Annotated in this window: 13 protein-coding genes; 6 read left to right on the top strand and 7 right to left on the bottom strand. The window is 37.0% G+C overall.

All coding sequences use genetic code 11. From position 1 onward, the window contains the following. Positions 1 to 43 precede the first annotated feature (43 nt). The 6 genes from M9C83_01105 to dxs all read left to right on the top strand — a co-directional run bounded on the left by M9C83_01105 (position 44) and on the right by dxs (position 9,286). On the top strand, positions 44 to 949 hold the full coding sequence (locus M9C83_01105) for an efflux RND transporter periplasmic adaptor subunit (protein URQ66826.1): 906 nt from the start codon (positions 44 to 46) through the stop codon (positions 947 to 949). After that, positions 946 to 4,143 (top strand): efflux RND transporter permease subunit, encoded by a 3,198-nt coding sequence (locus tag M9C83_01100; GenBank protein URQ66825.1) that lies wholly within the window; start codon positions 946 to 948, stop codon positions 4,141 to 4,143. The genes M9C83_01105 and M9C83_01100 overlap by 4 nt, the downstream gene beginning before the upstream one ends. A 90-nt stretch (positions 4,144 to 4,233) precedes the next feature. Beyond that, positions 4,234 to 6,285: a TonB-dependent receptor gene (locus M9C83_01095; GenBank protein ID URQ66824.1), complete on the top strand. Its 2,052-nt coding sequence runs from the start codon at positions 4,234 to 4,236 to the stop codon at positions 6,283 to 6,285. A gap of 9 nt (positions 6,286 to 6,294) precedes the next feature. Continuing rightward, the gene (locus tag M9C83_01090; GenBank protein ID URQ66823.1) at positions 6,295 to 6,525 is read left to right on the top strand and encodes an exodeoxyribonuclease VII small subunit; all 231 of its coding nucleotides are present in this window, start codon (positions 6,295 to 6,297) and stop codon (positions 6,523 to 6,525) included. Then, positions 6,518 to 7,387 (top strand): polyprenyl synthetase family protein, encoded by an 870-nt coding sequence (locus M9C83_01085; protein URQ66822.1) that lies wholly within the window; start codon positions 6,518 to 6,520, stop codon positions 7,385 to 7,387. Before M9C83_01090 ends, M9C83_01085 begins: the two co-directional genes overlap by 8 nt. Before the next feature lie 9 nt (positions 7,388 to 7,396). After that, positions 7,397 to 9,286: a 1-deoxy-D-xylulose-5-phosphate synthase gene (dxs, locus tag M9C83_01080; GenBank protein ID URQ67378.1), complete on the top strand. Its 1,890-nt coding sequence runs from the start codon at positions 7,397 to 7,399 to the stop codon at positions 9,284 to 9,286. Here the strand turns inward: dxs and ribA are convergent. The 7 genes from ribA to M9C83_01045 form a co-directional block, all read right to left on the bottom strand. Continuing rightward, a complete protein-coding gene (gene ribA, locus M9C83_01075; protein ID URQ66821.1) occupies positions 9,278 to 9,868 on the bottom strand; it encodes a GTP cyclohydrolase II in 591 nt (196 codons plus the stop codon). The genes dxs and ribA overlap by 9 nt on opposite strands. A gap of 33 nt (positions 9,869 to 9,901) precedes the next feature. Continuing rightward, positions 9,902 to 10,384, bottom strand: coding sequence for a phosphatidylglycerophosphatase A (locus M9C83_01070; protein URQ66820.1), 483 nt, complete (start codon positions 10,382 to 10,384; stop codon positions 9,902 to 9,904). Between the two features lies 1 nt (position 10,385). Beyond that, positions 10,386 to 11,312 (bottom strand): thiamine-phosphate kinase, encoded by a 927-nt coding sequence (thiL, locus tag M9C83_01065; GenBank protein URQ66819.1) that lies wholly within the window; start codon positions 11,310 to 11,312, stop codon positions 10,386 to 10,388. Positions 11,313 to 11,336: 24 nt separating this feature from the next. Further along, on the bottom strand, positions 11,337 to 12,530 hold the full coding sequence (locus tag M9C83_01060) for a thiolase family protein (protein URQ66818.1): 1,194 nt from the start codon (positions 12,528 to 12,530) through the stop codon (positions 11,337 to 11,339). Positions 12,531 to 12,612: 82 nt separating this feature from the next. Next, a complete protein-coding gene (locus M9C83_01055; protein URQ66817.1) occupies positions 12,613 to 13,671 on the bottom strand; it encodes an MBL fold metallo-hydrolase in 1,059 nt (352 codons plus the stop codon). 2 nt (positions 13,672 to 13,673) lie between these two features. Then, the gene (locus M9C83_01050) at positions 13,674 to 14,870 is read right to left on the bottom strand and encodes an acyl-CoA dehydrogenase family protein (GenBank protein URQ66816.1); all 1,197 of its coding nucleotides are present in this window, start codon (positions 14,868 to 14,870) and stop codon (positions 13,674 to 13,676) included. 13 nt (positions 14,871 to 14,883) lie between these two features. Next, positions 14,884 to 16,431: an acetolactate synthase large subunit gene (locus tag M9C83_01045; GenBank protein ID URQ66815.1), complete on the bottom strand. Its 1,548-nt coding sequence runs from the start codon at positions 16,429 to 16,431 to the stop codon at positions 14,884 to 14,886. Positions 16,432 to 16,435 lie beyond the last annotated feature (4 nt).

Below are 16,435 nucleotides of genomic sequence, written 5' to 3'. Positions count from 1 at the left end.
GGGTATTTTAGTGTTATAGTTGTGTATAACACCTAAAAATCTTATGAAAATCAAACAAACTTACAAGACCGCTTCTATCCTTGCATCCTTTTTAGTCATATGGATGATCTCTGGTAGCTTAGTACAAGAGGAGACTTTTGAAAAAAAAGACTCTTCTTTAGATACCTTATCTTCTGTGACTATTCTTAATAGCAAAGCTACTAGCAAGTCTCAAATACTCAAATCAAGTGGATTTACTGAAGCTGATAAATTTGTACAAGTCAGGGCCGAAGTAAGCGGTAGAGTAATAGCTCGACCTGCACAACAAGGCGACTTTGTAAAAGAAGGAGACTTAATCTGCCAACTTTATATTGCAGGCAGAGAAGCTTATCCTAAAATAGTTGCACCCTTTTCAGGGTACCTTGAAAGCTTAAGAGTTGATGAGGGTGATTTTCTAAATACTGGAGCCGTTTGTGCTTCATTGATTGATCCTGATCCAATGCTAGTAGTTGCTGATATAGCAGAAAAAGATATCGCACAGATTCAATTAGGCTCAGAAGCAACAGCCAAGTTAATTTCTGGCAGATTTATTAAGGGTCAAGTCACTTTTATAGCTTCGTCAGCAGACAAAAATACGAGAACATTCAGAGTCGAAATTAGTGTCGAAAACAATGATAGAAGCATCAGGGATGGTGTATCAGCAGAGATCTATATAAAAGGAAAAGAAGAGCCTGCTCATAAAATATCACCAGCTATATTATCTCTAAATGACCAAGGAAAACTTGGAGTAAGAACTGTTACCTCTGAAAATAGAGTTGAATTTAAAGAAATTAAAATACTTGAAGACACAAACACAGGTATGTGGATTTCTGGTTTAGGTGAAGAAGCTAGGATCATTACTTTAGGTCAAGAATATGTCTTTCAAGGACAAACCGTAAATGTTAAGGAATCATTTTCTCCTGATGTATGAAGAGCTTTATTACAGGAGCCATAAAAAAAAGCAGAACTTCACTTAGTATCCTAGTTTTATTAGGACTTTCTGGGTTATTTGCTCTCAATGTACTTCCAAAAGCAACAGAACCTCAAGTAAATTTTCCAGGTGCTTACATAGGTGTTGGCTTTGAAGGAGTATCTCCTGAAGATTCCGAAAGATTGCTTGCAAAACCCTTAGAGGACGCTTTAAGAACAATATCTGGAGTTGTAGATATAAGGTCAACTTCAGCAACTGGCTATGCAGCTGTTGTTGTAGAGTTTGATCAAGATGTTGATATTGATGAGGCACTTTATGATGTTCGAGTTAAAGTCGACGAAGCTAGAGCAGAATTGCCGCTTGATGCTAGGGAACCAACCATAAGAGAATTTACCTCAACTGATAATCCTGTTCTAACTGTAAGTGTCGCAAGTTCAGTTCTACCTCAGAGAGTTCTAGTAAATCTAACTCAAGAACTACAAGATTTAATCGAAACACATCCTAATGTCCTCGAAGCTGAATTAAATGGAGTGCCCGAAGACTTAATTGAGGCAATAGTTGATAAAACTAAACTTGAGTCTTACGGCATATCAATGAATCAACTTTATCAAGCTGTTTCAAATAATAATCGTGTAATACCAGCAGGCTTCCAAGATACTGGGACAGGAAGATTTGCAGTAAATGTTCCCAGTGTATTTTCGAGTCTAGAAGATATAGAAACATTACCAATTAAAGTATCAGGAACTTCTGTAGTCACCTTAAAAGATGTTGCCGATGTAAGTCTAACCTTTAAAGATAGAGGCGGGTATTCAAGAATTAATGGCCAGCAATCTCTTGCTATTGATATTAAAAAAAGAATCGGGACAAATATTATCGATACAGTTACCGATATCCGAAAGATGGTCGAAGACAAAATAGAGAGTTTTCCTGAAGGTGTAGATGTGAATTTCGTACGTGATGACTCCAAGTTTGCTCTCCAGATGATATCTGAACTACAAGGCAATGTTTTGACTTCAATCGCTTTAGTGATGATTGTTGTATTAGCTGCTTTGGGCTTTAGAACTTCGATGCTCGTTGGAATGGCTATACCTTTTTCTTATTTATTTGCACTTCTAGTACTTCTGATTTTGGATAAAGAATTCAATTTCATGGTCATGTTTGGGATGCTGATTTCAATGGGAATGACGATTGATGGCTCTATCGTAGTAACAGAGTACGCAGACCGGAAATTAGCTGAGGGTATGAATAGAATTGAAGCTTACACTGCAGCAGCTACTAGAATGTTCTGGCCTGTTCTTTCATCCACAACGACTACTTTAATTGCATTCACCCCACTAATGTTCATGCCTGGATTTGGTGCTTTCATCAGAGATATGCCAATTACGGTTTTCTGTGTTCTAGTAGGATCACTGCTTTACTCATTAATTTTTGCTCCTATTTTGGGTGCTATGTTCGGGGGCCTGGCTAAGCAATCCGAAGCAGAAATTAATAATGTCAGACTTTTAGAATCTTCTGATCCTTTGAGTTTATCAGGAGCTTCGGGCATCTATGCTAGAAAGATCAACAAATACTTAGATACACCTGGACAAACTATTTCAATCATTCTTGGAGCTATTATTCTATGCATTGGACTGTGGTCACATCATGGTAAAGGAATAGTTTATTTTCCGCAGGTTGCTCCTCAATTCGCTGAAGTAGATATTCTTGCAAGAGGCAATTTAGCTGTAGATGAAATTAGAGATATTGCTATCGAGGCGGAGCAAAAAATAATTGATGTGAAAGAAATTGAAAGATTATCTGTTTGGTCCAACTCAGGAGGAAGCAGAGGCCTAGGTCGTGGTTCAAATTCTCCAGATAGAGTTGGCGGTATGTTTATTGACTTTTATGGTGAAGATGAAGCTGTGTCCGATTTAAATGGTTTCGAAATTATGGATCTACTTCGTGAAAGATTAAATGATACTCCTGGTTACATAGTTCAAGTTGAGGAAGAAAAAGGTGGTCCACCTATAGGCAAACCTCTTCAAATAAATGTTAGTGGTGATAATGAACAAGCACTCATTTCAGCAATTCGAAAAATAAGAAGTCAACTTGAAGGTATGGGGAGCTTCAAAGATATAGAAGATACATCAGTCACTAGAGGAATAGAGTGGGAATTAGAAATAAACAGAACGAAGGCTGCTCAATATGGAGCAGGTTTAAGTGATGTTGGCGCTTCCGTGCAAATGGTAACTAATGGCATCAAGGTAGGAGAATATAGACCGCTTAATCTAGATAGAGAAGTTGATATTAGAGTGAGATTTCCTAAATCTGAAAGAAATATAGACCAACTTGAAAAGTTAAATGTACAGACAATGAAAGGTTTAGTTCCTGTAAGTAGCTTTGTAGAGACAAATATTCAACCTGCAACGAAAAGTATTTCCAGGAAAGGTGGTAAAAGGGTTCATAGCATTGCTGCAAATACGGTAGAAGGTGCAATACCTTCGGTTCAAATCAAAAAAGTTAAAGATTGGCTGGATGCTGAGGATTTGGGTAGGGGCGTGACTGTAAATTTTGATGGTTTCGATAAATATAACAAAGAAGCTGCTGATTTTCTTGTACTAGGCTTTATCACTATGCTTTTTGTTATGCTGATAGTTTTGGTTGCCCAGTTTAATAGTTTTTATCAAGCTAATATCGTTTTGTCTGCCATCCTCTTGTCTTTTGGAGGAGTGTTCATTTCACTCCTCATACTAGATAGATCATTTAGCACCTTGCAAACAGGAATAAGTTGCGTCGCATTGGCAGGCATAGTGGTTAACAATAATATTGTTTTAATTGATACTTTTAATCTTCTCAAAAGAAATAACCCTGGTTCGACTACAAAGTCTTTAGCTTTAAGAAGTGCGATTTTGAGATTGAGACCAGTATTTTTAACTTCATTCACAACTATTGCTGGCCTATTGCCCATTGCATTGGGTTACAGCATAGATCTTATAGACAGAACAATTAAATCAGGTTCCTATATAACAAGTTTTTGGGAACAAATGGCCGCATCTCTTGTAGTTGGATTAACTGTAGCAACTATCCTAACACTTGTGGTTACTCCTTGTGCTCTTGCCTTTTCTGATTCTATCAGAGCATTTCCATCAAGAATGATAAGATTATTTACAAGACCATTCTTGACCCTCAATTTCTCAAAAAGGTTAACGAAATAACTAACAAACAACCTTACTTTTTCTAGATCTAGGTTATTATGTCGCCTTAAATGGACTTACACTAAGTCATTCTTGAAATAAGGAATATTAATGGCTAAAAAATTAACACTCATAACTTTTATATTATCGCTATTTTCAGGAATTACGTTTTCTGAAGAAATTCAAGAGATAGTCATTCTAGAAAAGAAGCTATCGAGCCTTAATGGCTGGTCGAATAATCAATCCATCACTTCAATAAGTGAAAAAGAACTTGATGATCTAGATGCACAGCATCCTAAACAGATATTTAGAAGGTCTCCTGGAATCTGGATAAGCAGAGGGTCAGGTCAAGAACATTTGACTGCTATACGATCTCCTGTGTTAACTGGACCGGGAGCTTGTGGCTCTTTCCTTGTATTAGAGGATGGTCTTCCAGTAAGGCCAACTGGATTTTGTAACGTTAATGGATTATTTGAAACATTTTTTGAAATGGCTTCAGGTTTAGAGACTATAACTGGACCAGCTAGTGCAAGATATGGTGCCAATGCAATGCATGGTGTTGTAAATATACTCTCAAAACCTATAACTTCAGAAAATAAATTCTATACAAACGTCGGGCCAAATAACTACAAAAACTTTAAGATCAGAACAAGTAATCAAGAAAATTGGAGCTTTGATGGTCACTTTGCCAATAATGATGGCTTTAGGGATAAATCAGGGTACGATCAACAAAAAATTAAAATCCAATCTATTTTTTCACTCTCTTCATGGGATGCAGCTTTAAAAGCTACACTCACAAATCTAAATCAAGAAACTGCTGGATATGTAAATGGTTTAGATTCTTATAAAAATGAAGAGTTTAGCAGGAGAAATTTTAATCCTGATGCATATCGAGATGCCAATTCACAAAGAGTATCTTTAAGATTAACAAAAGAAGACAAAAATACTGTTAATTCAATTACCTCATATATACGAAGTAATGATATGAAGTTTTTTCAACACTTCCTTCCAGGGACTCCCCTTGAGGAGAATAACCATAAAAGTCTTGGGATAAATCTGCAAAGAATTTCAGAGTACAACTCTTTTACTTTTGTACAAGGCTTACAGCTAGATTTTGCTAAGGTTGAACTGACAGAAACGCAAAAAGATGCTTTAACTACCAGCTCTGCTTTTAATAATGCCACAAGACCACAAGGCAAGCATTATGACTATGAAGTGGATTCAACTGTTATTGCAGTATTTGCAGGGATAGAAGACTACATTCTAAATAAGAATCTTTACCTATTTGCTGATACTAGAGCTGAATTTATTGAGTATGACTACTCAAATAATATGATCAGTGGAAATACCAGAGAAGATGGAACTAAATGTGGATTTGGGGGTTGTTATTACAATAGACCCTCAGATAGAACAGATGACTTCAATGAGATAAGTGCCAGGATTGGCATCATAACAAACTACGAATCTGTCAATTATTTTGCCCAAATTAGTTTAGGGTTCAGACCTCCACAAATTAATGAAGCATACAGATTACAAAAAAAGCAGAATGTTACTGATCTCGACTCGGAAACTTTAACTATGTTGGAAGTAGGCAGTAGATATGATTGGCAATCGTTGAGTGGATCTCTAAGCATCTATCAAAGTAAAAAGAAAAACTCTATCTTCAGAGATTCGCAGAATTTTATCGTAGATAATGGAAAAACTGATCATAAAGGTATTGAATTGAGTCTAGATTGGCTCATCAGTTCAAACAACATTATTAGTACAAACATTACATATGGAGATCATAAGTATGACTTTGAAACCGATACTTCAATGAGAGAAAAAATAAGAATCGGTAATGAGATTGATACAGCTCCAAAGATGATGGCTAACTTAATCTTAAATTCAAATTTTAACGAAGATACTTCGCTTGCTTTTGAAATTGAGTATATGAGTTCTTACTATACTGATGCAGCAAATCTTCACGAATATGAGGGGCACACCCTGTACCATGCTAGATTTACCAGAAAAATAAATGATACTTTCAAAACTTACATCAGGGCCGAGAACATATTTGATAAAGCTTATGCTGAGAGAGCTGACTTTAATGCATTTGGCGGAGATAGATATTTTCCAGGTTTGCCAAGAGAATTCTATATTGGTTTAGAATATACATTTTAAAGAACCACAATGAATAAGAAAGTTGATATAAATTTTGAAAAAGCCCTCGAAGAGCTTGAAGCTATAGTGGAAGATTTAGAATCTGGAGACTTAAGTTTAGAAAACTCTCTCAAGTCATTTGAGAAAGGAATAAAGCTGGCTAGGCAATGTCAGGAAAAGCTCTCGCAAGCTGAGTTACAAGTACAAAAATTGATTGAAGAAGATGGAGAACTGAAAACTACTCCATTAAAAGATGTCTGAATTTGAGAAGCTCTTAACTTCTTATAAAAATAGAATCAATTCCAAGCTAGAGAGTCTATTGCCTTCTGATGGCTCAATTCTATCAGAAGCTATACGTTATTCCGTTATAGGTGGTGGAAAAAGGCTTAGACCAATATTAGTGTACTTAATCGGCGAGTTGGGAAATGCCAAGAATGATTCACTAGATATATTAGCTGGATCGGTTGAAATCATCCATTGTTACTCACTAATTCACGATGATTTGCCATCTATGGATGATGATGATCTAAGAAGAGGAAAGCCAACTACCCACAAAAAATATGATGAAGCGACTGCAATACTTGCAGGAGATGCTTTACAGCCTTTCGCTTTCGAATTAGTGACAACAATAAATATTTCGGATAGAAAGAAATTAAGCATAATTCAAAGCTTGGCAGAGGCTTGTGGCTATCAAGGCATGGTAGGTGGGCAGATAAAAGATATTCATTCTCATGAAATAAAAGATGTTGAGTCTTTAGACATAATGCATTCCCAAAAGACAGGACGGTTAATTCAATCCTCAATTGAGACTGCTGGAATATTATCTAACTTGAGGAAGGAAGATATAGGGTTCCTTATAGAGTATGGAGATAAAATTGGTCTAGCATTTCAGATTCAAGATGACATTATTGATATTGAATCTCCTTCGACTTTAAGTGGAAAAGACCAAGGCTCCGATGTTGAAAAAGATAAACTAACTTATCCATCTATTGTAGGTATTGAAAACTCGAAAGTCAGAGCTGTTGACTTGGCTGAAGAAGCAAAAGAAAAACTTCAACTATTAGATAGAAATACTGATAATCTGTGCAAATTAGCTGACTATATTGTTTCAAGAAAAACTTAAATTGTGAAAATTTTCGATTCCATACCAACTGATGAGCCTATTTCAGAGCTGCTAAAAAATATTAATTCACCACAAGATCTTAGAAAGCTTAATCAATCTCAGATACCTCAAATAGCAGATGAACTAAGGGAATTTCTGCTTTACACAGTGGGGAAAACAGGCGGGCATTTTGGTGCAGGACTTGGAGTTATTGAATTAACATTGGCCCTACATTACAAATTTGAAACGCCTGATGATAGGATTGTCTGGGATGTTGGACATCAAACATATCCTCACAAAATATTAACCGGAAGAAAAGATGCAATGGAAAGTATGCGTCAGAATAATGGACTAGCACCCTTCCCTGTAAGAGCCGAAAGTGAATATGACACTTTTGGAGTTGGCCACTCCAGTACTTCAATTAGTGCAGCGCTCGGAATGATCACAGGAGCGGAGAAAAAAAATGAAAAAAGACATGTCACGGCGGTGATTGGAGATGGAGCAATGACTGCCGGTATGGCTTACGAAGCTTTAGCGCATGCTGGGTCTATAGATAAAAATCTGCTAGTTATCCTAAATGATAATCAAATGTCTATTTCAGAAAACATAGGCGGATTAAGAAATTACCTCGCTCGTATATGGGCAAGTAAAACTTACAATAGAATCAGGGAAGGTGGAAAAAATGTTTTGACTTATGTGCCTCGCGCAAAAGAATTTGCCAGGAAGGCAGAAATACATGCAAAAGGAATGGTCGCTCCTGGTTCATTATTTGAAGAATTAGGTTTCGAATACTTTGGACCAGTAGACGGACACGATACCGATGGATTAATTAATATATTAGATGATTTGAAACATATAAATGGACCAAAATTCCTTCATGTCATTACAACTAAAGGTAAAGGTTTTGCTCCTGCTGAAGATGATCCCATAGGATTTCATGCAATAAATAAAATAAAGCAGGAAGACCTTGTAAATGATAAAAGTGCACAATCGAAAAAGCCCTCTTACTCAAAAATATTTGGAGAATGGTTATCTTTTAAAGCAAACAAAGATGAAAAGCTTGTTGCAATCACTCCTGCTATGGGCGAAGGATCAGGAATGATTGAATTCTCTGCAGAGTTTCCTGATAGATATTATGATGTAGCCATAGCTGAGCAACATAGTGTCGGTTTTGCTGCAGGGCTAGCTTGCGAAGGAATGAAACCTGTTGTTGCAATATATAGCACTTTCTTACAAAGAGCTTATGATCAGCTAATACACGATGTAGCGTTACAAAATTTAGATGTTCTATTCGCTATAGATAGAGCAGGCTTAGTTGGATTAGACGGAGCTACACATCACGGTGCTTTTGATTTGTCCTATATGAGATGTATTCCAAATATGGTAATAATGGCTCCATCTGATGAGTCATTAGCATGGAAAATGTTTAACACCGGTTATGAACACTCAGGGCCTGTTGCAATTAGATATCCGAGAGGAACAGGTAGAGGAATTGATTATTCTCAGAACGAAGAAACTGTAGAAATAGGAAAAAGTTCTACAGTAATAAATTCTGATGAGAAAGAAGTTATTATTCTTTCTTTCGGCAGTCTGCTCGAATCTGCCATGGAGGCTGGCAAAAGGATTAACGCAAGAGTAGTAGATATGCTATTTATTAAACCTTTAGATGAGAGTCTTTTAGAAGAAATCAATAATAATTATAAACTTATAGTCACCATCGAAGACAATGTAATGGCTGGGGGAGCTGGTTCAGCAGTCAACGAGCATCTCATAAAATTAAATTCCAGTTCAAAAATACTCAATTTAGGCCTTCCAGATGAATTTATAGAGCATGGAGATCAGGAACAACAAAAGATTCTTAATGGATTAGATGCAAGTGGAATAGAAAAGTCTATTAAAGAAAAATTGAAACTAATCTGAATCAGTTAGCATATGGCCCATATATTTTGCTTTAATCTTTAGATAATCTTCATTGTATTCATTAGGTTCAATTTCAATAGATATTCTCTCTGACACCTCAATGCCAACATCCTCTAATCCCTTTATTTTTGCAGGATTGTTTGTCATTAGTTTTACAGAAGAAACTCCAACGGATGAAAGTATCTCTTTGCAATATGAATAATCTCTCTCATCAGCGGCAAATCCTAGGGCTTCATTTGCTTCAATTGTATTTAAACCTTTATCTTGTAGTTCATAAGCTCTAATTTTATTCACAAGACCAATGCCTCTGCCTTCTTGTGCCATATAAATTATCATTCCATTTCCTTCTTTTGCGATTGACTGCATAGCTTGAGCAAGTTGAGAGCCACAATCACACTTTAAGCTATATAAAGCATCTCCGGTCAAACACTGAGAATGAATTCTCAGCAGAGAATCATTTTGAAGCTCTCCTAAATAAAGAAGTAAGTGCTCTTCTCCTAATTTAGGATCTTCATAAGCAATGACAGAAAAATCACCCCAGTGAGTTGGTAGTTTGGCTTCAGCCTTTTTTTCGATAGACATAATTTTTGGAGTTGTTATTTTACTTAAGAATTCCTAAATGTAATTAAAAAAAGTAAATAGAAAAATCATTGAAACAGCTGAATAAACACCTGCAATCACGTCATCGATCATTACATTAAAAGCTCCATGTCCTTTATCAAAGGTTCTAATACCTAGAGGTTTCCAAATATCAAATAAACGAAATAGAAAGAATGAAATCAGTAACCATAGAAAAGAACTTTCAATATATGAAAGCGGCAAGCAAGCTACCCACATACCTACAAATTCATCCCATACGAAACTACCGGGGTCATCATCTTTTTCAACAGTTTTTGGGTATATGTAGATACCTATTAAAAAACTACTCATTATGAATATAAGAAAGATGAAGCTATTTATTAAGGAAGCAGCCAAGCTATAGAAGAAAAAATAGTAAACAATCAATGCAACCAAGCTTCCCATAGTCCCTGGTGCAATTGGCGATAACCCTGAACCGAATCCTAATGATAGCCATGAAAGAGGATTTCTCAGATTCATGCTAAAAATGACTATAACCAGAATTCAATTCAACTCTATTATTATCAACATCATAAAGAATAAGGTCTTTTGAAGGACTTGTTTTTCCAATCAATGTGATAGGAATATTTAAAATCTTAGAAACATTCATTAATTCCTCATACTTATCTTCTTCAATAGTAAAACATAATTCATAGTCATCACCTGAATTGATAAGTTCTAGAGATTTTTCTGAAATCGATGTCGGTATTTTCTCTAGATAAATTTCAGCGCCTACATTACTTGATTGGCAAATTAGATTTAAATCTTGCAATAAACCATCAGAGATATCTATGCATGCACTAGCAATATCAGATAGTTTCAAGCCAAGATCAATATGTGCCTTTGGTTCTAGATAAGCTTTGGAGAAAGAATGAGTACCTAAATTGTCACTTAGTTCTTTTAAACCTAAAAAAGCATTTCCAATGATTCCACTGACGCATATCAACTGATTTTTTTTGGCAGTAGAGCGAAGAATGGCTTTATTGGAATCAACTTCGCCCATCACCTGAACAGTAATCGAAAGTTTTCCTTTAGTTGTGTCTCCTCCAATAAGAGGAATCCTATATTCATCAGAAAATTTTTGTAATCCTATTGAAAAGCTATTTAGCCAGCTATGCTCTACTTGAGGTAAAGTAATAGCTATTGAGTAGCATTTTGGACTAGCCCCGCAAGCAGCCAGATCACTTAAAGCTATCACACATGATCTAAAAGCTATATCTTCTGGTGACATAGAGCTTAAAAAATGTACCCCTTCTATTGAAGTATCTAAAGAATTAATATACTGGGTATTCTTATTTGAGGAGATTACTGAAGCATCGTCTCCTACTGCAATTTCTACATTGCGCTCGGCCAGATAGGCCGAGCCAATGTTAGAAAAATATTTTTGAATTAATAAATGCTCGTCCAAGGTCACTCCTTAGACAATAGTTTATTAATCAGGGATAGACTCAAATAAGCCTGTAGCTCCCATTCCACCGCCAACGCACATAGTGACAATTCCATACTTACCACCTCTACGTTTCAGTTCTCTTGCCAAGTGTCCCACCTGCCTAGAGCCTGTCATGCCAAATGGATGTCCTATAGCGATAGACCCGCCATTAACATTAAGTTTTTCGGTAGGAAGATTTAGTTGGTCTCTGATGTAAACAACCTGGGAAGCAAATGCTTCGTTGAGTTCCCAAAGGTCAATATCATCAATTGTTAGTCCTGCAGAATCGAGTAATTTAGGGATAGAAAATACTGGCCCTATTCCCATCTCATCTGGTTGGCATCCTACTGTAGTAAATCCTCTGAAATAAGCTAAAGGCTTAAGACCCAATTCATTAGCTTTTTCTTCGCTCATTATTAACGTTACTGAAGCTCCATCAGATAATTGAGAAGAATTTCCTGCAGTTACAGATCCACTCTCAGGATTAAAAACAGGATTTAAACTTGAAAGGCCTTCAAGAGTTGTTTCTGGTCTATTGCAATCATCTCTATCAACAGTTACATCAACCTCTTTTTCTGCTCCAGTCTCTTTATTCTTGAGGATCATTTTAGTGTCCATAGGAATAATTTCGTCATCGTATAGTCCAGCGTCTTGAGCCGCTGCACATCTTTGTTGACTTGACAGAGCATACTCATCTTGTGCTTCTCTAGTAACACTGTATCTGTCTGCCACGGCTTCTGCCGTTGTTCCCATAGCATGGTAAATACCCGGAACTTCTTCAGCCAGTTTTTCATTTACGTACATATGCATGTTACCCTTGCCTTGAGTAGTGCTTATAGACTCTACTCCACCAGCTATTATGCAATCATAGAAACCGCTTTGGATTTGAGTAGCCGCCATAGCTATTGAATTTAAACCTGAAGAACAATAACGATTAATAGTTACTCCGCCAGTTTCAATAGGAAGGTTTGAAAGCACAGCAACGTTTCTAGCTATATTATGACCTTGTGCTCCTTCTGGACTACCACAACCTAAAATGATGTCTTCAACCATAGAAGCTTGAACCTTAGGATTCCTTTCTAAAAGTGCATTAACAATATGAGCTGTCATATTATCTGCACGAGTGTTGTTAAAACCACCACGAAACGACTTCGCTAGTCCTGTTCTAACACTATCAACAATTACTGCATTACGCATATATTCTCCTTTTTTATAAAAACTGGGAATCTGATGTTAGGTTACTGAAACTCAATAATCAAGTTATATTAAAAGGGGCAACCTACATATTTGTCATGATTATCTCTTCAGAGCCCACAGGTAATATTACTAGGGTTCCGTCTTCTACAAGAGTCCACTCTTTACGTACCTGATCTACTCCCCTTACAAACATAATTTCTTGAATATAATTTCTTGGTGCTGGCGTTAAATGGTAAAAAAATAATTTTTTAACATTAGCCTCATTGGCTATCTCCGCTGCTTCTACTAACGTAGTGTGATAAGTAGTTATGTCATCCAATACTGTTGCCAATAAGTGTGCACCGCGACTCATTAACGACTTTTCCATAACTGCCAACATATGATTAGCTTGGGCTTCATGAAACAAGACATCAGCATTCATTGAATTGTCAATAACACTTTGAGTGTAAGAGGTGTCTCCCGTGATTACTATAGATCTTCCTTTGTATTCAAATTTAAATCCTAAAGCAGGCTCTATTGGTTCATGAACAACCCTAAATGCTGTTATTTTCAATTCACCATTATCAAATATTACTGGGTTATTGAGATCTATCACATTAGTGTCAAAACCTGCGTATTCCAAAGGTGCTATTGCATCACCGTGATGCTCATTACGAAATACATAATCATGCGCATAAGCCATTTCTATTCCTTGGGTGAATTGATCAACACCTTCAGGACCAAAAACTTTTAACTTAGAGCTACGTTCACCTACAACCCACGCATTCTGATGAAGGCCAGGCAGGTCAGCAATGTGATCTGAATGTAAGTGCGTGATTAAAACTGCCTCTATATTCCTAAAATTAATATTCCAACTTCTAAGGTTATCGTTACTCCCATCACCTATATCCACTACAAATAGATCCTCTCCAGCAGAAATCAAAATACATGTCTCTGCTCTTCCTGGACTAGGTATTGGTGATCTTGAGCCACAAACCGCAGCACTTAAGGCATCTTCTTTAGGTAAATTACTCGATGCTGAGCCAAGAGCTGAGAAGGCCACTACCAATAACCTATCTTGTACCGAGGGTAATTGGATGATTACCAAAGAAGTAATTCCAAGAATTAATGAAGCGATGATGACTCTGATAAAAAGCTTCATAACTAAAGGCCTAATACCGCCTTAGCCATTATATTTCTCTGTATCTCATTACTCCCTCCGTAAATAGTAGTCGCTCTTAGATTTTGATATTTGCCAGCTATAGGCCTGTAATCTTCGTCACCAATAGGTGGTTCATTGCTGCCATAAGTTGTATCTTGAAAAGGTATTCCGTAATAGCCTATAACCTCTAAAGTAAGCTCAGAAATTTCTTGTTCAAGGTCTGTTACTAATGTTTTCATCATAGAAGACTCTGGTCCCGGACTATCTCCCTTCCCTAAAGAGCTTAGTATTCTTAAGGAAGTATATTGTATAGCTTTAGCTTTAATTTCTAACTCAGTGATTTTAGTTAAGTAAATTTCCAAAAAACTTTCATCTAAATGTTGGGAAGATATTTTATGGACTAACTTTTTGATAAATTCTATGTCAGATAAGCTTTTCGAGCCGCCTACCCCACCACTTCTCTCAAACTCTAATAAATATTTTGCAACTGCCCAACCTTCGTTTTCTTCTCCTATCCTGTCTTTAACATGAGCTACAGCATCTGTAAAAACTACCTGATTGAAATCATGATCCTTAGCCATTGTTAAAAGAGGTTCAACTTTCACTCCAGGCTGATGCATATCCATCATCAAGAAAGTAATTCCTTGTTGGTTCTTACCTGAATTGTCAGTCCTAACCAGACAAAATATCTTATTGGCAAGGTGAGCATGAGTAGTCCAGATTTTTGTTCCGTTAATAATGTACTTGTCACCATGTCTGACAGCTTTACATTGCAAGTTAGCAAGATCTGAACCTGCACCAGGCTCGCTATAACCCTGACACCAGTAATCATCTCCATTAATAATTCTGGGTATATAGTAGTCTTTTTGCTCTTTAGTTCCTCGTCCTAATAGCAGTGGTCCAATCATTGCCAAGCCCATTGGTATCAAATTGGGAGCTCCAGCTTTAGCACATTCCGATGAAAAAATATATTTTTGAGCTTGAGTCCAATTTGTGCCTCCATATTCTTCCGGCCAAGATGGAACGAGCCATCCTTTTTTAGCGAGTATGGCTTGCCATTCCATAGCAACCTCCTTTTCGGTAAAAACTGCAGATGTCTTTCTGGACTTAGCAACTAATTCCGGTCTAAGCTCCTTACGGAGGAAATCTTTTACTTCCTCTTGAAATGATAGTTCTTCTTCTGAAAAATTTAGATTCATTCTTTACCTTAGATTAAATTATAACTTCTATTAAGCTTGGTCCTTCAGAGTTTAAGCCGTCTGAAAAGGCTTTTGTAAATTGTTCCACAGTGGTCGTGCGATTTGCAGGTACACCCATAGATTTGGATAAGGAAACCCAATTGATTTCTGGATTATCAAGAGAGAACATTGATTTTGCCCTATCACCTGTCTCTAATGCACCTACTCTTTCTAGCTCAACCTGAAGAATTGCATAAGCTTTATTTGAAAAAATAATGTTTGTAATATTTAGTCCTTCTCTTGCTTGCGTCCATAGAGACTGAACTGTATACATTGCTCCTCCATCGCCATGGAGACAAATGACAGGCCTCTCAGGAACAGCTATTGCTGCACCCGTTGCCAAGGGAAGTCCTTGCCCTATTGATCCACCAGTTAAAGCCAACCAATCTAGTGGTTTTGAATTCCAGGCATGAGGAGTAACAAAAAATCCAGATGTGGCTGCTTCGTCACAAACAACGGCATCTTCTGGAAGTAAGCTCGCAAATAAAGGGCCAAGGTTTGACGCATTCAGCTCACCATTTGATGGTGCATCTATAATTCCGTCAGGAATTAATGATTTATCAATCTTATCAGTCTTTAACATTTCACTTAATTGATAAAGTGCAGATTTTCCATCTTGATAAGGCGTAGCTAATTCTATGAGTTCAGCATTCTCTGGAGACAGATAGCTTTTCTTTCCTGGGTAAGCAAAAAAAGATACAGGTGGCTTAGTTCCTATAAAAACAATAGATTCAACACCTCTTAAATGTTCCTCAGCCATTTCAGCAAAATAAGGAATTGGCTCTACCTTAGTCAATCCGGTTCCTCTCCTATGTCTTATAACGAAAGTATCTGTAGCTAAACGACATCCAGTTTTTGTAGCAATTTTTCCAGCTAAAGTTACAGATTCCTCATCTAAACAGTCTCCTCCTATAAACAACATGGTGTTTTTTTCTGAAGACAAAACATTATATGCATCGGTAAGAAGAGAATTATCTATATCTAAAGGGCCTTCGCTAACAAGTTCTTTACATAATTTCTCAGTCTCGCCCCAAGCTGAATCGGCTGGCACAAGCATAGTTGCGATTTGACCTGGATATTTATGAGCAACCTGCCAGGCTTTTGCTCCGAGATCTGATAGGTCATCTGGAGACTTACTTCTACCTACCCAATCTGAACTTGCTTTAGCAAGACCATCTAGATCGGAGGTCAAAGGTGCATCATATTTAAGGTGATATGTAGCATGATCTCCAACAATATTTAACATAGGAGTTCTGGCTTTTTTTGCATTGTGAATATTTGCAAATGCATTTCCTAATCCGGGGCCTAAATGTAGTAAATTTGCAGCTGCCTTACCAGACATCCTTGCATAGCCATCCGCAGCACCTGAAACAACGCCTTCAAAAAGACACAAAACTGGTCTTATTTCTGGATGATGATCTATCGCAGCAACTAAGTGCATCTCAGAAGTGCCTGGATTAGCAAAGACAACCTCGAGCCCATTAGCAATTAAAGTCTTCAATAAAGCATCTGCCGAGTTCATAATC

This window comes from SAR86 cluster bacterium (genome assembly GCA_023703575.1).
Classification (GTDB): Bacteria; Pseudomonadota; Gammaproteobacteria; order Magnimaribacterales; family Magnimaribacteraceae; genus Magnimaribacter.
The sequence above is the reverse complement of the archived record's forward strand: the minus strand, read 5'-3'. Positions and strand labels throughout refer to the sequence as shown.